Origin of the sequence: Boudabousia marimammalium (genome assembly GCF_001936115.1) — a bacterium.
GTDB classification, from domain to species: domain Bacteria; phylum Actinomycetota; class Actinomycetes; order Actinomycetales; family Actinomycetaceae; genus Boudabousia; species Boudabousia marimammalium.
Map to the genome: position 1 here is coordinate 171,355 of NZ_MPDM01000002.1, position 22,237 is coordinate 193,591.

Consider the following 22,237-nt stretch of genomic DNA (forward strand, 5'->3'; position numbering starts at 1 on the left):
TAAGAGTTTGGTAGCTACTCTTCTTTACCTTAAGCTGCACAATCCTAAATGGAGCATTAGATGAAACATATACTTAAAGTTACGACAGTTGCAATGGCAGCTGGCGCCCTTCTATTGTCCGCTTGTGGCACCGGCACCACCGGCCAGTCCGGCACCGGAGAGGGCGGCGCACCGCTTCAGATTAAGGCCACTGATTATTTGAAGGTTGATTACGCCGACTTGAAAGACGGAGGGACTCTCACCTTGCCGGTCTCTCAGGTCACCGATCAGATGAACTCCTTCCATGCTGATTCCACCAACGACACCTCAGTTATTTGGTCTTGGTACAATCCTCAAATCGCCCTGTTCGACGATCAAGGTGAATGGTACCCGAACCCTGCCTATATCACTGAATGGAAAGATGAAGTGGTGGACGGCAAAACTCAGGTGACCTTCACTGTGAATGACAAAGCTAAATGGAATGACGGCACCCCCATTGATTGGACCGCGTTCGAAGCTACTTGGAAGGTCAGCAACGGCAAAGACGCTGCCAACTTCCCCGCCAATAATACCGGTGGCTACCAGCAGATCGAATCCATCACTAAGGGCGACAAAGATAACGTCGTAGTAGTTAAGTTCGACCGCGTATTCCCCTGGTGGAAGCAGACTTTCGAAACCCTCTACCACCCCAAAGCTGTTGATCCTGAGATTTTCCAGAACGGATACATCAAAAATGCTCACGGCGAATGGGGTGCAGGCCCATACAAGCTGGAAAACATTGATTTCAACGGCGGCTCTGTCACCTTTGTCCCCAACGAGAACTGGTGGGGCGATAAGCCGAAGCTGGAGCGCGTGACCTTGGTAGCGAAGGATGATCAGGCTGAAGTTGCCGCCTTCAAGAACAAGGAAATCGATATGATTGCTGTAGGAAATGCAGATCGTCTCGCTCAAGTTGCTGATTTAACTGACATCACCAAGTACACTGCTCCTTCCTTGTCATTGGCTTTGATTCAGCTCAACGCCGACTCTGAAGTCATGAAGGATAAAGAGGTTCGCTCTGCATTCTTCCACGCTATTGACCGTGAAACACTTTTCAAGATTCGTTTCCAAGGAATTGATTTTAAGGAAGATCCGGTTGGCTCTAACCTAGTTCGCCCCAGCCAGAAGTCCTACCAGGACAACCTCGGTGAACTAGGCAAGTTTGACCCCGAAAAAGCAAAGTCCATGCTGGAAGCTGCCGGATGGACCCAAGCAGAAGGCCAAGAGTACCGGACTAAGGATGGTAAGACACTGGAGGTTCTGATTCCTAACTTCTCTACCAACCCGCTACTTAAAAATATGTACGGTGCAATTCAGTCCATGCTGAAAAATGTGGGTATCAAGCTCAACATTGATCAGCGTAGCGCGGCTGATTTCCAGAAGACCATGGCTGATAAGAGCTTCGATTTAGTCCTCTCCGGTCTGACTCTTTCCAATCCGTTTGGAATGGGTGACCTAGGACAGGTCTACCGTTCTGACTCTGAACTGTCTAAGACCGGTCTTGGCTCCGCTGAGCTGGACAAGAAGATTGAAGAAGCTGAACACCAGCCCACCGAAGCTGAAGCCGTAGAAGCCGGCAACAAGGTTGAGGCCGAAGCTTTGGCTCAGGCCGGCTGGTTGCCTATCTACAATGGCCCCGTGATTGTTGCTACGCGCAACGGTCTTGCTAACATCGGAGCGATGGGCTTCACCAAGATTGCTCATGAGTACATCGGTTGGAAGAAGTAAACTAGCCTGCTAGTTTCTTTGCAAACTCCGCTGTGGGGGTTGAGTGGTTTGACGACTCAACCCCCACAGCTTTTTGCTATCAGAGAGTACAATGAGGGCATGGATATAGACAGTGTGGTGATAGCTAGTCCCTCATCAAATGCCCGGGTGTTTCATCAGGGCGCACACGTGGAGCAGTGGACCCCGCAGGGTCAAGAGCCCGTCGTGTGGGTCTCTCAGGCTTCCGCCTACCAGGTAGGCAAGAGCATCAGGGGTGGTATCCCCATTATTTTCCCGTGGTTCAACCAGGGGCGCACCCTAGGGCTACGTCCTCGGCATGGTTTCGCACGCACCACAAAATGGGAGTATCTTGGCTCCAGGCCACTCCCGGAAGGCGGCATGCAGGCTACCTGGTTCTTTGACCCGACCAGCGCGCAGGAGGCCGAGGGAGCAGACCTGTTCCCCTACGACTACGCCTTGCACTATCGGGTCAGCTGCGATGAAGCCCTAACAGTGGAGCTGGAAATTACGAACCTCTCCGATGAGGATTTCGAATGTGAACTGGCCTTCCACACCTATTTACAGGTGGGAGATATTGAACGCACCACGCTAGAGGGTCTGGATGGTGTGGAGGCCGTAAATCCCTTCATCAGCCCAGAGCATTTCACCCAAGAAGGCAATGTGGAGAGCCTGACCGGAATTGATCGCGTATTCTTTAGTGGCCCTAATCTAACGGTCCGTGACGAAGCTCTGTCACGTAATATTCAGGTGGAATCTGAAGGAGCCACCAACACTATTGTTTGGAACCCGGGCCCAGAAGGGGCCGCCGGCATGTCTGATATGGGTGATGATGAGTGGCGCCAGATGCTGTGCGTGGAAGCCGGTTGCATTTACGATAACGCAATAGTGGTGGAGCCCGGCAGAACTCATACTCTGTCCTACCGACTCTCCACCACTTCGCTTTAAGTCTGCTTCCTTACTTTTACAGGTTGAAACTATTTGCCTGCCCAGTAGGCTTCGCATACCTTAGATAGGGCCACCAGATCATCCACATGGCATAGTTCCCTAATCGAGTGCATTGACAAAATGGGCACACCAATATCCACCGTGAGGATACCTAACCGGGTCGCCGCCATGGGGCCGATCGTAGAACCGCAAGGCACGTCATTATGGGAGACGAACTCCTGGCTGGGCACACCTGCCCGCTCCACAGCGTCACGCCAAATCGCGGTGCCCGGCCCATCAGTGACGTAACGCTGATTGGCGTTAATCTTAAGCATCGGGCCTTTGCCCATCACGGGACGAGTATCCGGATCATGCTTTTGCGGATAGTTCGGGTGAACGCTGTGTCCCACATCGGAAGACAGGCAGGATGATTTCGCTAAAGCCCGCAGGTAGGCTTCAGTGTCGCCACCAAGCGCGGTCGTGGTGCGCCGGAGGACATCCTCAAGCACGCTACCAGCTGCGCCCGCCCTCGTCCCAGAGCCAATCTCTTCATGGTCGAAAGCCGCGAAAACGGTGATAGCCTCCGGGGTTTCCTCAGTCAGACGTAAAAAGGCCCGCATCCCAGCGAACACAGTGACCAGGTTATCCATCCGTCCACCGGCCAGCATCTCCTGCTTGCCACCAAGGAAGCTGGGGGCCTGCGTGTCTGCGGAGATGAGATCATATCCGGCAATATCCGCTTCGCTCTCCAGCCCAGCCAAGCGTGCCACATAGCCCAGCAGACTGGTTTCAGTGCTGTTCACTCCCCAGACGGGATGAATGTGCTGCTGTTTTTCCAGCTTCAATCCGTCGTTGACGCCACGATCCAAATGGATGGCTAGCTGCGGCACCCGCATGATGGGACCGGTCCGCACCAGGTGCGTCTTCCCCGCGCGGTCAATGATGCGCCCCGCCACCTCAAGGTCACGGTCCAACCAAGAATTGATGAGCGCTCCCCCATAGATTTCAACGCCAACCTGGTTGAAACCATCAGGCGAAGTAGCATCCGGGTTCGGCTTAATCTTCAAGGTTGGAGAGTCAGTGTGACAGCCCAAAATCCGGTACGGGTGGTCAGCTTTGGCGCCCTCAGGAATGCGGTAGGCGATAATAGCGCCGTCACGGATAATGTAGTGACCACCAGCGCTGGCATCCCAAGTGTCGGTTTCATCTTGGGGTTTGAAGCCGGCCGCCGTGAAGGCTTTCGCGACCGTGTCCGCGGCATGGTATGCCGAGGGCGAGTCTTGAATGAACTGTCCGAATTCTTTAGCAAACTGTTGCGAATTAATACTCATGCAGGCTATTTTACGCCTGCGCGCGTTGCTTTTGCTCAGGGGTCGCAGGTGAGGTCAAAACCTTATGCGGCTGAGCTTTCTGTCCGCGCTGGGCTCGGCGGCGTTCGTCGGCCTGAGCGGCCGCACGGAAAGCGGCACGCGGGCTGGTGAGAGAGCCGAGGGCCACGATTTCACGTTGGAACAGCATCGCCATGGTCCAGTCCGCCACGATGCGAGCTTTCCGGTTCCAGGTGGGCATAGCCATCATGTGGTAGCTGCGGTGTGCGAACCAGGCGAGCGGGCCGCGTAGCTTCACGCCCGCGATTTCTGCTACGCCTTTGAGCAGGCCGAGGGAGGCTACCGTGCCTACGTTCTTATGTGAGTATCTGGTCAGTGGTTCGCCAGACAGTTGCGCGGCTAGGTTTTCGGCCAGCACCTTGGCTTGGCGGACGGCATGCTGCGCGGTCGGAGGGCAGGTAGCGTCGCCGGGGGCGTTGAGATCTGGCACTGCGGCGCAGTCGCCGGCAGCCCAGGCGCCGGGAACCACGTTTTCTTCAGCGTCGATAACCTGCAATTCTGCGTTTGTGGTGACGCGGCCACGCTCTTCCAAGGGCAAGTCTGAGCTATCAAGGACTGGGTTGGCTTTCACGCCGGCAGTCCACACGAGGGTGTCAGCCTCAAATTTGCTACCGTCGGAGAGCTCAATATTTCCGTCAACGCAGGAGGTGAGGAAGGTGTTGAGGCGAACATCAATGCCGCGATCTTGGAGCTGTTCGAGGGCGTAGCCGCCGAGTTCTTCACCGAGTTCCGGGAGGATGCGGCGCGCACCCTCGACCATAACTAGGCGCAGGTCACTCATCTCAAGGTTGTCGATTCGTTTGACGGCGGCGCGGGCCATGTCTTCCACTTCAGCGATGGCTTCGATGCCGGCGAATCCGCCGCCTACGAAGACGAAGGTGAGGAGGCGGCTGCGCTCTGCGAGGTTGCGGGAGCTGGCTGCGACCTCAAGCTTGTTGAGAACCCTGTTTCGTAGGTTGATGGCTTCTTCGACCTGTTTGAAGCCGAGGGCCATATCCGCTAGGCCAGGGATAGGCAAGGTGCGTGGCTCTGCGCCGAGGCCAATGATGATGTGGTCGTATTCCAGCTTGTAGGTTTCAATCTCACCGTGGTGCTGGTCGCCAGTTTCGGGGCGAATAGTGACGGTTTTGGCGCCGTGGTTAATGTCGGTGATTTTGCCGATCACGAGGCGGCAGTCGCGTAGCGCGATGCGGTGGGGTGCGACGACGTGTCGCGGCTCAATATTGCCGCCAGCAGCTTCGGGCAGGAAGGGCTGGTAGGTCATGTATGAACGCGGGTCCACTACCGTGATTTCAACGTCTTCGGCGGAGAATTGTTTGCGTAGGTTTTGGGCGGCGATGAGTCCAATATAGCCACCGCCGGCCACGAGGACACGGACGGGCCGGGATTGATCGGCCAGCTGGCGCGCAGGTTTGCGGGTCGCTAGGTAGGTGGCAGCGGCGGCTGCCAGGGTTGAGGTGGACAAGATTCCGATTTTCGCAAGGGTAGTGTTTCGCATATACACAATTTACGCGAGATGACAGTTATCTGACACCTGACTGAGTATGTCATGTCACACAGTCACGTCGTGCCCAATAGTTTCCTCTGCTTTACAGCCGTTCTTGCACCTGCTCCCGAGTGGGCAGATCAGCACCCGCCCGTTCACACGTTAAAGCCGCCACAGTACTGGCATAATGCAGCATTTCTTTGACCTGGTGAGGGCTAAACACCAAACGCCGTTTCGAAACCGAAAAATCTGGGCTAATCCGCTGCTCAACCAGTTGCACCAGCAAGGCAGCCATCACAGAGTCTCCCGCCCCGACCGTATCAACAACCCGACGAGGCTTCGATTCCTGCAAGATTTTGGTCCCGTCCGGCAAATAGGCGACCAACCCCGCTTTCCCAGCAGTAATCACCACCAGTGAAACCCCGTGCGCAAACCAGTCATCAACCAGCTCTGGATGCTCCTGTGAGGGTTGAAAGTGGCTACGTTCCAAACCCGTCAACCAAGCACAATCCTCATCAGAAACCTTAATCAAATCCGCCTGATAAGAGGCTTCCCTAAGCAACCGCTGAGAGTCCGGAATCTGATCCATAATCGCGGGACGCGCATTCGGATCAAAAGTGATAACCGCTTGGGATTTGGCTGCCTCCACGAGGGTTCTAACACTCTCCGCCCCCGGTTCCATCACTGCCGCAATCGACCCCGTATGAAGGGCTAATACCTCCGCGTCAAGCGCGAACACTGGCGGAGCCCACTGGATGGTGAACTCATACTGCGCATCGCCTTTAGGACTGAGCTGAATGTCAGCGATTGAGGTCACTGGCGCATCCGTTGAGCCAGGCGCTAGGCGGACTGCCGAATCAGCCAGATGATCGGTGAGTTGGCGCCCCGCGGAATCCTCGGCCACCCAAGTACCGAGGGTGGACTCCACACCTAGCCGCGCCACGCCGAGGGCAACGTTAGCGGCGGAACCGCCGGGTACGTCTTGGACGCCGGTAGCGTTATGGAAACGGTCAATCAAGGCTTCACCTAGGACTAAAACAGTCATGGTTACTCCTTCACTCTTCGTTGAGGCATACACGTTTAGGGTAGCCTATAAGTCATGAAGATGAAACTAACTGCGTTCGCATTGATTACCGTGGCGATCATTCTGGCTGGTTTAGGAATCGCCTACCTGCTGGAGCCTGCGGATGCTGCGCTGGCTAGGCGGTTATCTGAGGTTTTAGTAAAGCGGCATCTAGACGTGTAGTCTTAGCGGCGGTAGATGCTACTTCGATGACCTATCTTTAGCACCAAAATAGTCAGTTGACCGTCGTTAACCTCGTAGATAACCCGATGGGATCCGACTCTTATACGCAATTCTCCCTGTCCGCCTTTTAGCCTCTTACACCCGCGCGGTCTAGGGTTTATCGAAAGAGCCTCGATAGCTTTTAGGATTCGTTGACGAGGCAAGGGGTCGGTTTGTTTTATGACTTTTACAGCTGAAGGGACGTAGGTAATCTGGTAGGGCATAGGAATCTACTAATTAGAGTCCAAGTTCTTTCAGCAGTTCCTCATGGGTTATACGCCCAGTTTCCAAGCGTGCCTTAGCTACGTCTTTGGCGTCTTCTTCTTCCTCAATCGATTCGAATAAACTCCTCACGGTAGCAGGAGAGACAGACATGGGCTGCGATGATGGCACAAACCGACCAGATATGACAGAGCGATACGGCGCACGTGAAGTATTAGCACGGGCACTGGCACGAGACGTAGAAGAAGTGGGAATCATATACCCATCATACAGTTCGAAAAAGCTGGTAACAAGCTACCGTAGTCGCCCTGTGGATAGCAGTATTCAATATATTTCTATATTTTTACCTGCAGCAGCATACAATCATAGCGTTAGGGTGAAATCCATGGGAGGCTAATTCTCTACAAGGACCAATACAGCAAATATATACATTTTCGCTAGTTTTCTTCTGTCTTATACAGGGTAGAAGCGCCGCCAACCATAACAAATAACAAAATAAATATTGTCCACGCTACCGTTATTACCCAAAAAAATGCCGACCAAAAACCGGTCAAATATTGAGCCGCCGTCACAAGGCCATAAGATATACCCCCTCCTATAATAGCCACAAATACTATCGCGCCTATCGCCCCAGTATCCATCTTCCTTCCAAGGCGTTCGGAATTACGTCTCGTGAACACAGACATTTCTTCATGTATTAACTGATCAATATCATGCCAAGCTTTGCTGTCTTTATCGAGGCTCTTTTGAAGTTCCACGTGCCTTCTAAGACGACGGTATTCCCTGCCACCAGAATCTCGTTCAATCAGAGGTTTGACAATACCCAGAAGTAATGGAACTGCAATTCCGGTAAAACAGCTAGATTAGAACTAAGCCAACCCATTAGTCTCCCTAATAAAGTTATAAAACTAGTTGATGACGTTCATATCATATAACCCACTTAAAGATAACGTAAACTGTTGCACATTTTCGAAGCGCCACGATTACTATCCTAGTTCAATTGAGATTCAATCCTGAAATGCCGACTAACCAGTTCTTTCTGAGCGCCAGATAGGAGTGAACCATGGAAGGCTAAACCAGAAAGATCAATATCTTTGTCAACACTTAGGGCTAGTCGGTGGACATCTCAGGCAGCACGTATAGGCAACCCAATACTGCCAGCAAATTCATCCCAGTGTCTGCCCGATTGCACATAGAAGCTAACGCCACCCTTAGCGATACGCAACATATAGAATTTTGTGACATACAAGTCGACATTTCCCGTCAGCCAAGCGAAAAAGAACTGCAGATATAGCGTCCAAGCCACCCAAGGTGAAAGTACTCATCTTGGACTAGGTGGGGCGTGCTGGAGCTATGCCCGAGAAGAAGATTCTGGCGCCGCGACTAACCACTACATAGTCTTTGCTTACAATCAGAACCTTACCAGCGGCTACCAGATCGTCGGATCAAACGAAGTCATACTCTACATCCTCAGGATTCGCTGATGCGAATATTAGCGGCGGAACCACCGGGCACATCACGGATGCCGGCGGCGGTGTGGAAACGATCAACTAGGGCTTCCCCTAGGACTAAAACGCTCATGGCTATTCCTTCGCTCAACACTGAGAGGGACAGAATTAGCCTAGCGCATAGTCACAGTTTAGTCAGGTTAACGAGTCGCCAACAGTACCCCAACTTCGCGCACCACATCCTGCCAAGAGGCATAAAACTCTAAGTTTGCGTTAAAAATCATGAACATCGTCAATACTAACAACACTGAACTAGCAGCCACCAACATGAGACTAAGCAAATAATGCGGTAGGAAAACACGCAAGTTGCGCAGCCGTGTGCTCTCAGCATGACGGGTGGGCAGAGGACGTTTCCCGAAACTGACCGTAAAGAAACTGAGCATCAGAGAAATAACCGCAATCAAGACAATCATGATTACTGAACGAATCCCCCACCAACCTTCGGTGGGCGCATTCACGGACGCATGATTAGCCCCAAGCCCCTTCCCTAACGGCTGGATTCTACCGATTGTACGGTCACCTGCCAGCCAACTCATCGCATCCGGGAAACCATCACTCCAAGCACCCCAGTTATGTCCCCCAGTGAGAGTCAGCTTGGCGAACTCATCGCCAGGTAATAGGCTAATCTCATTAACCGCGAAAGCTACCCGGTCAGCGTCCGCGTCGCTACTATTGCTGGCGAGCAGCACCCGGCTAGGATATTTGCGGGGTAGAGCGATAATAGTAGTAAGCGTATTCGCATTATAGGTTTCCACGTCTGCCTGCGTGAGGAGCCCGATAATTGGACGATTGTAGCCAGAAAAAGAAACGATTGAACCGAAAACTTCCGGATGCGCTAAGCCGGTCCTAACCGCACAGTAGGCCCCCGCAGAGACACCCATGAGCGTCCAATCCGACCGCTGATCAGATACTTGCGGAAACAGGGAACGAATCATGGTGGGGATTTCTTTCGCCGCCCAAGTCTCCACTCGGGGACGATCTTGTAAATCCACGCAGTCAGGCTCCCGACCATCCACATTCAAATCAGGGAAGACCATAATGGTGGGTGGAATCTTGCCCTGATCAATAGCATTTTGTAGGAGATCACCAGCCCGCAAAACATGCTGCGAACCTTCCGCATTTCCGGGCGAACCATGAAGGAGTTGGATAACCCGGTACTTTGGCTGCCCTGCTGGATTGTTGAGGTTGAACCCTCGGGGCGCCCAAATGTAGACGGGTAAGGTAATCCCCGAAAGTGGTCCTGTAAACTCTGTCAAGAGCCTGACTGCACCATTATTTCCAGCAGAAACCGCATACTCGGGATGCCATTCTTTACCAGCTTGCGCAGAAATACTCTGAGGTGCCTCCAATAACTGTTCCCGGCCGGCATGCTGCTGCGAAAGCGGCGGAGTCAAGGGTGAAAGCTGCTTCACCTCGGTAACGGGGATGGAGCCATCCTCATCAATCAGTTCCGTCGTGGTCGGATAGAACCCAATCATGGCATTGACGAGGATTACGAACGCCATCAAAGTCGCAGCTACGCCCAAACCTAAACCACCTAGCCGCCACCAGATTGGACGCTTTTTCTGACGCTTACTCACCAGTAAGCCCGCCAACAGCAGCGACAGTATGAACGCGACCACCGTGGTAGTAATCGCAGTAGGCCCCACCAGAGAGATAGGGCGGCCAAACAGTCCTAAGGGGAGCAGACTGGACATACTCTAAAGACTCTCCTAATCGAAGGTGAGGAAGACCGTGAACTCACGAATCACATCCTGCCAAGAAGCATAGAACTCTAGGTTAGCGTTGAAGATGAGGAAAGCCTCTAATGCTACTAGCGAGGCAGTTAAAGTCACCAAAAATAGCGAGAGTAGATAGCCAATAATCCGGCCTCTCAAGGTTTGTACCTCCAGGGTGAAAGACGGCGAATTGGTTGCATCAGCGGTCACACTTCGCCCCGGAATAGTCCAGCGGGTTACCAGCCCTGCTCCAAGGGCCAAAACAAGGATACTGACAAGGCTAATCAGCACCCACGACTTAATTCCCCACCAGCCTTCCACGGTCGGCTGGGAAGGCTCAAACTCTGCCCCTATCCCCTTACCAAGAGGTTGAAGATGAGGCACCTCAGACTGTTCTCCAATCCAACTTAAAACATTCGGCAAAACTTCATTCCAAGCACCCCAATTGTGTCCGCCGGTAAGGGGAAGATTGGCGTATTCATCCCCAGGCAGCGGGGAAATCTGGTTAGTGGAAACGGTGAGGAAGTCAGCATCGCGATCGTTGGCGCTACTAGCGAAAAGTATCCGAGTCGGATATTTGCGCGGCAATCCAATCAAATTAGAGAGCGTATTCGCATTGTATAATTGCACTCCCGCTTCCGAGAGGAGGCCCACAGTGGGACGGTTGTATCCCGATAGTGAGGCGGTTGAACCAAAAACCTGCGGGTGTAAAAGCGCTGTCCGCACCGCACAGTAACCGCCTGCCGACACACCAGTTAGATTCCAATCCCCCCGGATAGCTGAAATCTGGGGAAATACTGAGTGCAGCATGGTGGGCAGCTCTTGCGCCAGCCAGGTCTCTACTGCCGGACGTTCCACCAAATTGACGCAATCTGGTTCTTGCCCGTCAACATTAAGACCGGGGAAAACCATGATGGTGGGAGGAAGCTTTCCCTGATCGATTGCGGCCTGTAGTTTTTCGCCAGCTCGCAAGGCGGCTTGTGAAGCAAAAGGATTACCGGGTGAACCGTGCAGGAAGATAATCACCCGATAGTCGGGCTGCGGCGGGTTTGGATCAAGAGAGAACTCTCGGGGCACCCACACGTCAACTTCTTGACTAATCTGGGAAATTGGGCCGGTGAACTTAGTTTGCAGAAGTTTGGCACCGTTGGCTTCCTCAACCTGTTCAAAATGAGGCATCCACTGAGGCTCATTACGAGGGGCAACCTCCGCAGATTGAGGCTCATTTTTGAGCGCTTCCCGACCTTCATTATTTTGTGTGAGTGGAGGTTGCAACGGGGAGAGCTGCTTTACTTCTGTGACTGCCTTATTGGCTTTAGGAAACAGTGAATCCAGCATCGGATAGAATCCCATTGCCGCGTTCACCATGATTACCATCGCTACAATCATGGCTGAGCTGGAGAGGAGCACTCCCCCTGCTCTCCACACAGGTGCCATCCGCCGATGCTTCACCCGGACCAGAAAAGTTGCAATTACCAGAACGAGGGCGAGCGACACCAGAGTCAGCGTGATTGCGTTAGGGCCAACCAAGGAAATTGGTCTACCGAGCAAGTAGTCGGGCTGTTCAACAGTCATTCGGGCCTCACCTTCTAAACTGGGTTAGTCACTTATCAGCATCTCAGCTTTTTGTACTTAAATTGTTTATCTTGGTACTGTACCCTGAGGCCGGGACTAAAAGCGGTTGATTTTGCTTCCGAGTCTTGAGAGGTACACTTCACTTTTCGGAGCGCGAAGACGCTAACAAATCTCCGCTATGATTTCGAAAGCCGAGGATTCTGTTTGGTTGTAGAGTTCCGTATCTAAGAATCCTCGTCTAGACTTAAGGCAGCATTGCCACCCAGCGCGAAAGAGGAAAACAATGAAGCTGAAACTAATCGCATTCTTGCTGATTACCTTGGCGATTGTGCTGGCTGGTTTAGGAATCGCCTACCTGCTAGAGCCGGCCGGAAGGGCGGCGCTGGCGTGGACGGTTTAGGGATTAGTGCCACTAGTCCTGAGGGTCTTCCCCGGTTTCTTCCGTTTCGGCTTTCTTCCTCGATACCTTTGAGAATAATGAACCCGCTAGGTGTTTAGCCTGCGAAGCGGCCTCTGCCCCGGCTTCTTTGGCGCTACTCGCTAGGTTACCTGCGGTTTCTTTAACGGTATCCGGTACTGCTTCTACCGCGCCCTCGACTGCACCCACAGCCTTGTCGAGTATCGCGTTGTGGTCAGTATTCGTGTTCACTTCATGCAGTTCTGCCATGTACTTTGCTGCATCAACTCCGGGCGGCGGGATTTGACGCAACTGCTTTTGCAGCCTCACAGACTGCGACTTGAGCGCAACCAGAGTCATTCCACCGGAGAGGAGACCTCCGGCCACGGGAACTGCCTTCGTGATGGTCTTAGCGAAGGAATCCTTGGTGACTTTAACGCCGATGATGCGCAACGTCTGCTTCATTGGGCCATACCAAACAGTCTTAGTCAGTGCTTGCTTTGTGATCTGCTTTTGCAAGGCAGGCATGGTGATTTGACGAACGAAAGTAGTCAAAGAGGTTGCCGCCCCACTAACCCCCATCATCACACCAAGGAACATAGCTAGTTTAGCTAGGGTTTCATCATCAATTTCATCTAAATCGTTGATGAAGTTCTGCCAACCATAAATGTAGGCAAGTTTTTGCATGACTCTGAAGGCATGTGCGTAATACTGCGCAACGTCGGTGGGAATAGTTGCCAACATTGCGAACCCGCCGGGCAGACCGGCAGCGAAGGACAAACTTGCAGACTTTTTAGTTTCAAAGCCGATTACTTGCGACGCTAGCTCATCAAGCTGCTCTAAACTGACGCCAGCTTCACTTGGGGTAGTTTCAATCGCCTTCTGAATTTGCTCATCCGACATGCGAAGTTTGCGAAACTCTTGGCGCAAGAAAGAATCACGGTCAATCCGCACACCGCGTAAACGAATCACTTTCGTAATGAAAGCGATAGCGTACTGTTGCAGTTCAGCGTCTTGCTGGCCTAGCGCTTCACGAATCGGATCTTCAGTTTCTTCCCCGAAAATATCTTCCGGTTCAATCGGCTGTTCTATGTCTTGTCCACTCATGTAGCTATTCCGGACTCAAGTTTTACAGGGCGTTTTATTGACTACTGGAATACTAGCGTACTTCCGCGCTTCTAGGACTCTTATTTGAGCCCGGTTAGCGCGCTTTCTCTTTCATCTGCCGCCACACATAAGAATATGGAGAACATCGCTTTTCCATGGTTTCCTCCTGAGACGGATACCAATATTAGGCGCCTAACAATGCTAGGGGAACTACCCCAACACCATCTGACCTGCGATAAGTGGCCGGCCCAGTATTCACAACTAGTAAATCAACTACCCGGTCTGGTATCTGCTCTCGTAGCCACAGCAAATGGCGAACGTCTTGATCGTGGACAGCACCAGATAGTTTTACTTCAATTGCTAAGACTCTGCCGTCTTCACCTTCAACAATAAGGTCAATTTCGTGTCTACCTTCATTGGTGCGTAAGTGATATACCCGAGCCTCAGCTGCTTGAGCTGCCACCCTCACACCGAGTGTCACTAGGGATTCAAATAGTGGACCCGCCATGTGCGCTCCTGATGGACCGGCCAGAGATGATGCGTTCAAGCCGAGGAGTCGCGCAGCCAACGCGGGATCAGCCAATTGACGTTTAGGAGCTTGCTGTAACCTCCGGATTGGATTGTTGGATGGAATCCATCCGGGTACAGGATCAAGAATCCATAAGCGTTCAAGGTGATCTATATAGTTACGGGTTGTTGTTTTGGCGGGCTGAGAACCATCGCCAGCTGTTGTGGCGTCTAGTAGCCGAGAGTATGAGGTAGTGGTTGAACTGGCGGTAGCGTAGGCGGACATCCACCGTCTGAGCGTTTCCGGACGTCGAACTACGAAACCTTCATTGGGCAGGTCATGGTCAATAATCCGCTCAAGATATGAGTCTAGTTGAGCCCGCTGAAGCCGGGGTACTGTTTGCTGTACAGCAGGGAATCCGCTTGCGGTAATGGCAGCAAAGTAGTCGGCTAGTCCAAATTCACTACGCAAGGCCGGCAGTTGGGAGACTCCCTCCAGTAAAGCACGAAGTGAAACTGTGGGCTTAACTAGCCCTCTTTCATGAAGCGCCATTGGACGCATTCGGAGAGAGTATTCTTCCTGCCCCACTGTGGGTTCCTAAAGCATCACGCGGGGTAGCTGACCCGGTGAGGATGAACTGTCCCGGGGAAGCCCCTTGGTCAACTTTTCGCCGTACTGAGTCCCAGACTTGCGGTAGGTGCTGCCATTCATCAATCAGCAATGTACCTTCCGGCACACCGCCGAGGGCGAAGTCAGCAGCTACTACTTCTCTTAGATTTGGATCATCCAAAAACCAAGCGTTACTTGCCCGCCGACGAGCTGTAGCAGTCTTCCCCACACCCTTAGCTCCATCAATCGCAACAGCCGGAGCCAGGGGAAGAAGCTCATCCAGTTCTAGGTCTACAGTTCAAGGTTGATACTGACTCACAAGCCATACACTACCATTTTCACACCCCAAACGCTACCATTTTCACACCTTAAACGGACAGGTTAGCTCCACATCTGCCCGTCGCCGTGCTTCTACTGCAGTAGTGATTCAATCTTGAAACGCCTGCTACTTAGTTCCTTCTGAGCTCCCGACAAGGGCGAACCCTCGAAAGGTAGTTGGGAAAGGTCGATACTCTTTGCCGTACTTAAGGCTAACCGCTGGATGTCGCGGGCGGCCCGTATCGGCAGCCCAATATTATCGGCAAATTCATCCCAGTGTCTACCACTAAGTTTGTTGGTGCGACCTGCGACTGGTAGTGCCATAGTAAAGTCTCTATAGAGAGCTGTGCAGGCCAAATCATACATGGGAGCTACAGACCAAATACCCTTGAGATTACGCAAAATAGAGAGGTTTTTGGCATGCAAGTCACCATTTCCGGTCAGCCACGCGAAAAGGAACTGCAAATATAGAGTGCGCGTCGCAATTTTGGGTGCTTGCGTTCGCTCTGCAAGCGCACGAACTACATCCTCGGAAGCAACCGAGTACTTCTGTGCCGGCAGAATCTCTAGCACTTGGGTGGCATCCTCTTGGGCGAGGCGCATCAGTTTCCCGTCTTTTCCTGCGACACGGTCAAATCGTGTCACGAATAACCCTTCACACCCTTTACTGTCAGTAAGTAGCTCTGCTTGGGCGACAGGGATTTTTAGGGCACGCGCCGACTTAAGATGAAGGTATTCGTTTTGGACGAGGTGGGGATGCACGGGAGGGTTAATCTTTAAAATTGCGTAACGCCCTTCAGTGCTGATTGGCATATTAATCATGGATGCTGAGGCTTTAGCCTGCACACCAGGAACCGCATACCGGTCCACTGTATCGGTGATGACTCTGAAATCGGATTCGGCAAGCTCCCCCACCAGTGGGGCTGGTTCCGTCGGAGCCACGCCAGAGGGGAATAGCCTGACGTCTCCAGGAGTATCCGCACCAACAGCTAAGAGCATTGTTAGTTCATCATCGAGCGAGGTTTTGGTCGCCCGGTTCAAAACGGTGAGGCGGTGCCCTTCAGGCAGGAGTCCCGCAAAGAACGGCGGTAGCGCACCGCCGGGACGCACTGCTTTTTCCCCGAGGGGTAACGAAAAAGAGATTGCCTCTCCATCGTACGAATCAAGATAGGAGAATTCCACTTCCCCGGTTTCGTTCCGTTTTAGAGTCCCAGCTAGGTAGTCGCCTTTATACACGTCTACAGTGTCTATAAAGCGCATCTGGTCGAGGGCAGGGGCAGCCGTCTGTATCATTGACGAACCACCTCAACCGTTAGCCCGAGCGTATCCGCGACGGCTAGGAGAGCTTTTAGGCTGGGGCTGGAACTTCCTTTTTCGAGGGAGCGTACAGTGCGATCCGAAACGCCGGATAGATCAGCAACCTGTTGCTGAGTCAGGCCGTATTCTTTACGCGCAATTTTTAGGGCCGTAGCTATCCCAGCTAGACCCGCATCAGAATCTGATTCACCAGACGTTTTCGGAACTATTTTTCCGTAATTGGTAGACATGAAGACAATGGTACACCCTAAAAGAGCAATTCGGAACTATGTTTCCGAATTTACCAAAATCCAACCAACCATGTTTACTTTCAGCCAGTTTCGGAAACATCTTTCCGGACAGTGCAAACATGAGCTCAGACTGATAAGTCTGCTATAGGAGACTACACGTTAAACCGAAACTCCACGACGTCGCCGTCGGCCATAATGTAGTCTTTGCCTTCCATGCGGACCTTGCCTGCGGCGCGGGCTTCTGCCATGGAGCCGGCGGCTACCAGGTCGTCGAATGAGACGACCTCGGCCTTGATGAAGCCCTTCTGGAAGTCGGTGTGGATGACGCCAGCAGCCTCGGGGGCGGTGGCGCCCTTCTTCACGGTCCAAGCCCTGGCTTCCTTGGGTCCGGCGGTGAGGTAGGTTTGCAGGCCGAGGGTGTCGAATCCGACGCGGGCCAGCTTGTCCAGGCCGGACTCTTCCTGTCCTGCCTCTGCTAGCATTTCAGCGGCTTCTTCCTCGTCCAACTCAACCAGTTCGGATTCAAACTGTGCGTCCAAGAAAACGGCCTCAGCGGGGGCGACCAGCGCGGAGAGTTCCGCCTGCAAGTCAGCATCCTCCAGCCCCTCGGCATCCATGTTGAAAACGTAGATGAAAGGCTTGGTGGTCATGAGCTGGAAGGTACGCAAGATCTTCATATCCAAGTCGGCGGCGGCAGCGTTAGCGAACAGCAGCTTGCCGTCCTCCAACAGTTGCAGAGCGCCCTTGGCTACGTCCAGGTACTCCGGCTCTGTCTTCTTACCGCGCACCTCTTTTTCGAGGCGCGGGATGGCCTTCTCTAGGGTCTGAATATCAGCCAAGATCAGCTCAGTGGAGATGGTTTCAATATCGGCTGCAGCATCAACCTTCCCGTCGACGTGAACCACGTCAGGGTCCTTAAAGGCGCGGGTCACCTGGCAGATTGCGTCCGCTTCACGAATATTCGCCAGGAACTGGTTGCCCAGACCTTCACCCTCTGACGCGCCCCGCACAATCCCCGCAATATCAACGAAAGATACGGTCGCGGGTAGAATCCTTTCGGATTTGAAAATCTCCGCCAGCTGATTCAAACGAGGGTCAGGTAGCGACACCACGCCTACGTTGGGTTCAATGGTCGCAAACGGGTAGTTTGCTGCCAGTACGGTCGCGCGGGTGAGCGCATTAAACAAAGTCGACTTGCCTACGTTGGGCAGTCCTGCAATTCCAATAGTTAAAGCCACAAGGGCATTCTACGCCATGACGGGCTTGCGGGGCACGCCACCGGGCCTGAATCACGTTTTGGGGACGAGGGGGTCTTAAATGTCCCGCCGCCTTGTTTAACTAGTCGCATGAGTTATACGGAACTATTTTTCATCTTCGCCAGCCTGTTGCTTGGCCTCGCGATTGGTTATTTTCTGGGCAGCCGCTCTCACGGCTACTCCCCTACTGACTCTGTCCAGCCGCCCGCCGCGACAGGACAGGATATGGCTTTGCTGTCACAGCATCTGAGACAGTTAGAGGGACGGGTGCAGGATTTAAGTAACCGCACCAGTCAGCATTTTGGCTCTATTGGGCAGCAGCTTCGGCAAGCCGTCGAGGGGGATGCCCGCTTGGTGGAGGCAACGCGGAGCCTTGAATCGACCTTGAGTTCACATAGCGCTCGCGGCGCTTGGGGTGAGATTGAGCTGCATAGGATCTTTGAAGCAGCCGGCCTGCAGCAGCACGTGGATTACTCTTTGCAGGCAGTGCAGACGGATCGTTCTCGGCCTGACGCAATCATTCACCTTCCCGAAAGTGGCAGCATCGTGGTGGACGCAAAAGTTCCCTTTGACGCATATTTACGTGCCATGGAGGTGCCAGCTGACTCTGCCGAATACTCCCAGCTAATGCACGCCCACGCTAATACCTTGGCAGAGCATGTGAAAACCCTACAGAAACGGGATTATCACAGCACTATCTCTGGCTCCTTGGGTTTCACCCTCATGTTCCTCCCCATGGAGGCGCTACTGTCTGCCGCACTGGATGTCGATCCTGCGCTGTTGGAAACCAGTATGCGGGCTAATGTTTACATTGTGACTCCCACTTCCCTACTGGCGACTGCGCGTACCTGCGCGCAAATCTGGCTGCTGGCCAAGACTGAGGATAATGCGCGCGATATTGTGAAACTAGGCCAAGAGCTATCTGGCCGCATAGCCACTGCGGTCAACCATTTGAACCGGGTCGGCAGCAGTCTCCAAAGCGCCCTCAAAGCCTACAATCAGACCGTTGGCTCTCTAGAAACTAGGGTGCTCCCACAGATACGGAAAATTGAGAATCTGGGGGAAATGCCCGCTCTAAATGGGGTCGAGGATGCTACCGCCCGCGCCTTCTCATCAGCGGAATGGGGTGATTAGGCGGTATGGTTACTGCTTCGCGTGCGGTCATTGTGCACGTCAATCACGCCGGCTTCTTTCATGTCGGAGCGAAGGTTCTTCGGCAATGAGAAAGTCACAGTTTCAGTTTCGGTCCGCACCTCTTCAACTGTGGCGTAACCGTGCTTATCCAGCCAGGCCAGCACGTCACGTACCAGAATCTCTGGCACTGAAGCACCAGAAGTCAAACCAACGGTGCTGACGCCCTCAAACCAGGACTCTTCCAGCTCATCAGCTTTATCAATCCGCTGTCCAGCTGAAGCACCGTTTTCTAGGGCAACTTCGAGGAGCCGCACAGAGTTTGAAGAGTTAGCTGAGCCCACCACAATCATCAAATCACAACGCGCCGCCATCGCCTTCACCGCAGTCTGCCGATTCTGGGTCGCATAGCAAATATCCGAACCCGGCGGATCCACTAGATTCGGGAAACGATCCCGCAGGCGGCGAACCGTCTCCATGGCTTCATCCACTGAAAGAGTGGTTTGTGAAAGCCAAACTACCTTGTCAGGGTCGCGGACAACGACCTTATCCACCTCATCCGGATTGTTTACAATCTGGATCCGATCAGGAGCATGACCGTAAGTACCTTCGACCTCTTCATGGCCTTCATGGCCAACCAGAACAATGTCGTAATCGCCCTTGTCGTACCGGACCGCTTCACGGTGCACCTTGGTGACCAGCGGGCAGGTGGCGTCAATAGTTTGCAAACGACGGGCCGCAGCCTCCGCATGGACCTGCGGGGAAACACCATGTGCGGAAAACACGCAGCGCGCCCCCTCAGGAACCTCATCGGTTTCCTGCACGAAAATCGCGCCGCGAGCACTCAAAGTCTCCACCACATACTTGTTATGGACAATCTCCTTGCGCACATAAACCGGGGCGCCGTACATCTCCAAGGCACGCTCCACCGCCTCAACCGCACGGTCCACGCCCGCACAGTAGCCGCGAGGGGCTGCCAACAGGACTTTCTTATCTGCTCCGCTCATACAGGCCAGATTACCAGTACACAGGCTGAATGATTGAGTGGAAAAATTGCCCCAAAGAAGAATAAGGTTAGCTTATGGATTCAACACTACCCCGCCTAGCCGGCGAAACCACCCGCGAAAATCCGTGGCCGCTCCGCTTACTCACCGAAAAGATGAAAGCGTATATTGAGCGAATGTCCACCTGCTGGGTTGAAGGCGAAGTCGTTGAACTCAAAATCCGCCCCGGCAACCGGATGAGCTTCCTCACACTGCGCGACATTGAAGCTGAAACACAAATGAACGTAGCCCTCTGGGCCAGCGCCATCCAGCCCGTCAAGGAGACCCTTGAACCCGGAGCCCGCGTAGTAGTCCAAGCCAAGCCCACCTTCTGGGAACGTAGCGGCTCACTACAACTCCAAGGCACCGCCGTGCACTTACAGGGCCTAGGCGATATGCTGGCCCGCATCGAGATGCTCCGGCAACAACTTCAGGCAGAAGGACTCTTCGCAGCAGAGCTGAAAAAACCACTCCCCTTCATCCCCCGCAAAATCGGTCTGATCTGCGGGCAAGGAGCCAAAGCCGAACAAGACGTCAAAGTCAATGCCCGCCTGCGCTGGCCCGGCGCCATCTTCGAAACCCGCTACGCCAACGTACAAGGCGAACACACTGCCGCTACCGTCATCAACGCCCTCACCGAGCTAGATCAGATCGAGGACGTAGACGTCATCATTATTACCCGAGGGGGCGGCGCAGTAACCGACCTGCTGCCCTTCTCAGATGAGCGCATCGTCAGAGCCGTAGCGGCCGCTACCACGCCAATCGTATCCGCGATCGGCCACGAAACCGACGCTCCCCTCCTCGACCTAGTAGCAGACTACCGGGCCTCCACCCCGACAGATGCAGCACGCAAAGTCGTGCCCGACCTAGCGCAAGAACTAGAAGGCCTAAACAACACGATTCAGCAAGGCAGAAGCCTCATCCTGGCACGGCTTGATGACGAACAAAAACACTTGAACGCACTCTATGAGAGGCCCACCTTCGCCTCCCCCATCGGCATTATCGACTCACACAGCACCGAAATCGAAAGAGCCCAGCAGGGATTACAAGAACGCATCAGCAACCGGCTAGACATTCTTGAATCAGCCCTCACCGGCTACCAGAGAGAACTCAAAGCACTATCCCCACAATCCATCCTGGAGCGCGGTTACACAGTGTTGAGAACCCCAGACAGGAAAGTCGTCACCGACGCGACATCCCTCAAAAAGGGCGACCTAGTGGAAGGCATGCTAGCCCATGGCTCATTCGTGGCCTCCATCGTTGGCACCAACACCAACCAAGGCTCCACTAAATAATCAGAACCTCCAACCATTACAACCCAAAGAAAGACAAGCACTATGACTGAAAACAACGAAACCGCAGCAACCGAAATCAGCCAGCTCAGCTACGAAGAAGCCCGTGCAGAACTAGTTGAAACTGTGCGCAAACTAGACTCCCGCGACATCCCCCTAGAAGACGCGCTAAAACTATGGGAAAGAGGACAAGAACTAGCTGCACACTGCCAGGCAATCCTAGCCAGCGCCCGGGAAAGAGTAGCCGCTAAAGACCAGAGCGGAGCAGGAAGCGAACCGGAAGCCTAATGGCCCATGCGGCGCTCACGCTGACCGTAATCACGCAAAGCACGCAAGAAATCAACGCGGCGCATATCAGGCCAGAAAGTCTCACAGAAATAGTATTCAGAGTGGACTGACTGCCAGAGCAAGAATCCAGACAGTCGCTGCTCACCAGAAGTACGAATCACCAAATCAGGATCAGGCTGGCCCGTAGTGTAAAGATTATCGGCAATCTCCTCCACCCCGACTTCCTCAGCAGCCTGCTCAATGGACTGTCCGGCCTCCGCACGCTTACACAGCAGCCGACGAACCGCCTCAGCAATCTCATCACGGCCCCCATAACCAACCGCAACATTCACCACTAAACCCTGCACATCACTAGTTGAATCGCAAGCCTCCTGCAAAGCGGTGGCCGCATCCTCAGGGAGCCGGCTCAAATCCCCCACCAGCTGCAAATGCCAGCGCTTCGACGCTGCCATCTGCTTCACACTATCCACAATGATGCCGATTAGCTGATCAAGCTCCTCACTGCTACGACCCAAATTATCCGTAGACAGCATCCACAAAGTCACAATCTCAACCTTCGCGGACTCAGCCCAACCCAAAAAATCTACAATCTTCTTCGCGCCCTCACGGTGACCTGAAGCAGTATCGAAACCCGCCTCCCGAGCCCACCGCCGATTACCATCCAAAATCACACCCACATGGCGCGGAATCGCAGAGCCCTCAAGAATTTCGCGCAACAAACGCCGCTCATACGCGTCATACAGCAACCGAAAATTCATCATGACTCCTCCTTAAACTAGGGATATTGTACGACGAAACCCGCCCCACACTGTAGAACTACCCCACCGGCACGCCCTCGGCGTACAAACCGAAGACTCCTGTTCATATAAGGTGACGCACCTCAAATAGC

General features: G+C 53.4%; 22 protein-coding genes. 6 read left to right on the top strand and 16 right to left on the bottom strand.

The features are described from left to right. The first annotated feature begins 60 nt into the window (after positions 1 to 60). Positions 61 to 1,746: an ABC transporter family substrate-binding protein gene (locus tag BM477_RS02355; RefSeq protein ID WP_075361072.1), complete on the top strand. Its 1,686-nt coding sequence runs from the start codon at positions 61 to 63 to the stop codon at positions 1,744 to 1,746. Positions 1,747 to 1,845: 99 nt separating this feature from the next. Next, the gene (locus tag BM477_RS02360; RefSeq protein ID WP_075361073.1) at positions 1,846 to 2,691 is read left to right on the top strand and encodes a D-hexose-6-phosphate mutarotase; all 846 of its coding nucleotides are present in this window, start codon (positions 1,846 to 1,848) and stop codon (positions 2,689 to 2,691) included. Between the two features lie 29 nt (positions 2,692 to 2,720). Here BM477_RS02360 and BM477_RS02365 read toward each other — a convergent pair whose 3' ends face one another. The 3 genes from BM477_RS02365 to BM477_RS02375 form a co-directional block, all read right to left on the bottom strand. Next, a complete protein-coding gene (locus BM477_RS02365; RefSeq protein WP_084543650.1) occupies positions 2,721 to 4,001 on the bottom strand; it encodes a M18 family aminopeptidase in 1,281 nt (426 codons plus the stop codon). Between the two features lie 10 nt (positions 4,002 to 4,011). Then, positions 4,012 to 5,556: an NAD(P)/FAD-dependent oxidoreductase gene (locus BM477_RS02370; protein ID WP_075361075.1), complete on the bottom strand. Its 1,545-nt coding sequence runs from the start codon at positions 5,554 to 5,556 to the stop codon at positions 4,012 to 4,014. Positions 5,557 to 5,647: 91 nt separating this feature from the next. Continuing rightward, positions 5,648 to 6,589: a carbohydrate kinase family protein gene (locus BM477_RS02375; RefSeq protein ID WP_075361076.1), complete on the bottom strand. Its 942-nt coding sequence runs from the start codon at positions 6,587 to 6,589 to the stop codon at positions 5,648 to 5,650. Between the two features lie 60 nt (positions 6,590 to 6,649). On the opposite strand from BM477_RS02375, the gene BM477_RS08335 reads away from it, so the two are divergent. After that, positions 6,650 to 6,790, top strand: coding sequence for a hypothetical protein (locus BM477_RS08335; protein ID WP_158024336.1), 141 nt, complete (start codon positions 6,650 to 6,652; stop codon positions 6,788 to 6,790). Between the two features lie 2 nt (positions 6,791 to 6,792). Here BM477_RS08335 and BM477_RS08610 read toward each other — a convergent pair whose 3' ends face one another. The 11 genes from BM477_RS08610 to ychF form a co-directional block, all read right to left on the bottom strand. Further along, the gene (locus BM477_RS08610; RefSeq protein ID WP_075361077.1) at positions 6,793 to 7,053 is read right to left on the bottom strand and encodes a type II toxin-antitoxin system RelE family toxin; all 261 of its coding nucleotides are present in this window, start codon (positions 7,051 to 7,053) and stop codon (positions 6,793 to 6,795) included. 13 nt (positions 7,054 to 7,066) lie between these two features. Further along, a complete protein-coding gene (locus BM477_RS08265) occupies positions 7,067 to 7,309 on the bottom strand; it encodes a hypothetical protein (protein WP_143230175.1) in 243 nt (80 codons plus the stop codon). 179 nt (positions 7,310 to 7,488) lie between these two features. Then, positions 7,489 to 7,809, bottom strand: coding sequence for a hypothetical protein (locus BM477_RS02385; RefSeq protein WP_075361078.1), 321 nt, complete (start codon positions 7,807 to 7,809; stop codon positions 7,489 to 7,491). Between the two features lie 890 nt (positions 7,810 to 8,699). Continuing rightward, the gene (locus BM477_RS02390) at positions 8,700 to 10,256 is read right to left on the bottom strand and encodes an alpha/beta hydrolase (RefSeq protein WP_075361079.1); all 1,557 of its coding nucleotides are present in this window, start codon (positions 10,254 to 10,256) and stop codon (positions 8,700 to 8,702) included. 15 nt (positions 10,257 to 10,271) lie between these two features. Then, positions 10,272 to 11,852, bottom strand: coding sequence for an alpha/beta hydrolase (locus BM477_RS02395; protein WP_075361080.1), 1,581 nt, complete (start codon positions 11,850 to 11,852; stop codon positions 10,272 to 10,274). Positions 11,853 to 12,264: 412 nt separating this feature from the next. After that, positions 12,265 to 13,356, bottom strand: a complete 1,092-nt coding sequence (locus BM477_RS02400) for an EcsC family protein (RefSeq protein WP_075361081.1) — start codon at positions 13,354 to 13,356, stop codon at positions 12,265 to 12,267. Between the two features lie 184 nt (positions 13,357 to 13,540). Further along, a complete protein-coding gene (locus tag BM477_RS02405) occupies positions 13,541 to 14,416 on the bottom strand; it encodes an ATP-binding protein (RefSeq protein WP_245792816.1) in 876 nt (291 codons plus the stop codon). After that, positions 14,403 to 14,702 carry an AAA family ATPase gene (locus BM477_RS08530; protein ID WP_245792818.1) on the bottom strand — a complete coding sequence of 100 codons (300 nt, stop codon included), beginning with the start codon at positions 14,700 to 14,702 and terminating at the stop codon, positions 14,403 to 14,405. The genes BM477_RS02405 and BM477_RS08530 overlap by 14 nt, the downstream gene beginning before the upstream one ends. A 182-nt stretch (positions 14,703 to 14,884) precedes the next feature. Continuing rightward, complete coding sequence (locus BM477_RS02410) at positions 14,885 to 16,084, bottom strand: type II toxin-antitoxin system HipA family toxin (RefSeq protein WP_075361082.1); 1,200 nt, start codon at positions 16,082 to 16,084, stop codon at positions 14,885 to 14,887. Beyond that, complete coding sequence (locus tag BM477_RS02415; RefSeq protein WP_084543651.1) at positions 16,081 to 16,338, bottom strand: helix-turn-helix transcriptional regulator; 258 nt, start codon at positions 16,336 to 16,338, stop codon at positions 16,081 to 16,083. Before BM477_RS02415 ends, BM477_RS02410 begins: the two co-directional genes overlap by 4 nt. 152 nt (positions 16,339 to 16,490) lie before the next feature. Further along, on the bottom strand, positions 16,491 to 17,576 hold the full coding sequence (gene ychF, locus BM477_RS02420; RefSeq protein ID WP_075361083.1) for a redox-regulated ATPase YchF: 1,086 nt from the start codon (positions 17,574 to 17,576) through the stop codon (positions 16,491 to 16,493). 108 nt (positions 17,577 to 17,684) lie between these two features. Here ychF and BM477_RS02425 point away from each other — a divergent pair, with 108 nt between their 5' ends. Then, positions 17,685 to 18,728 (top strand): DNA recombination protein RmuC, encoded by a 1,044-nt coding sequence (locus BM477_RS02425; RefSeq protein WP_075361084.1) that lies wholly within the window; start codon positions 17,685 to 17,687, stop codon positions 18,726 to 18,728. Here BM477_RS02425 and BM477_RS02430 read toward each other — a convergent pair. Further along, positions 18,725 to 19,732 (bottom strand): 4-hydroxy-3-methylbut-2-enyl diphosphate reductase, encoded by a 1,008-nt coding sequence (locus tag BM477_RS02430; RefSeq protein ID WP_075361085.1) that lies wholly within the window; start codon positions 19,730 to 19,732, stop codon positions 18,725 to 18,727. The two genes, BM477_RS02425 and BM477_RS02430, sit on opposite strands and share 4 nt — an antisense overlap. Before the next feature lie 74 nt (positions 19,733 to 19,806). Here BM477_RS02430 and xseA point away from each other — a divergent pair, with 74 nt between their 5' ends. Together xseA and BM477_RS02440 are read left to right on the top strand one after the other, a co-directional pair. After that, complete coding sequence (gene xseA, locus BM477_RS02435; protein ID WP_075361086.1) at positions 19,807 to 21,063, top strand: exodeoxyribonuclease VII large subunit; 1,257 nt, start codon at positions 19,807 to 19,809, stop codon at positions 21,061 to 21,063. A 42-nt stretch (positions 21,064 to 21,105) separates the two neighbouring features. Continuing rightward, complete coding sequence (locus BM477_RS02440) at positions 21,106 to 21,348, top strand: exodeoxyribonuclease VII small subunit (RefSeq protein ID WP_075361087.1); 243 nt, start codon at positions 21,106 to 21,108, stop codon at positions 21,346 to 21,348. On the opposite strand, the gene BM477_RS02445 is transcribed toward BM477_RS02440, so the two are convergent. Beyond that, the gene (locus BM477_RS02445) at positions 21,345 to 22,109 is read right to left on the bottom strand and encodes an isoprenyl transferase (protein ID WP_075361088.1); all 765 of its coding nucleotides are present in this window, start codon (positions 22,107 to 22,109) and stop codon (positions 21,345 to 21,347) included. The genes BM477_RS02440 and BM477_RS02445 overlap by 4 nt on opposite strands. Positions 22,110 to 22,237 lie beyond the last annotated feature (128 nt).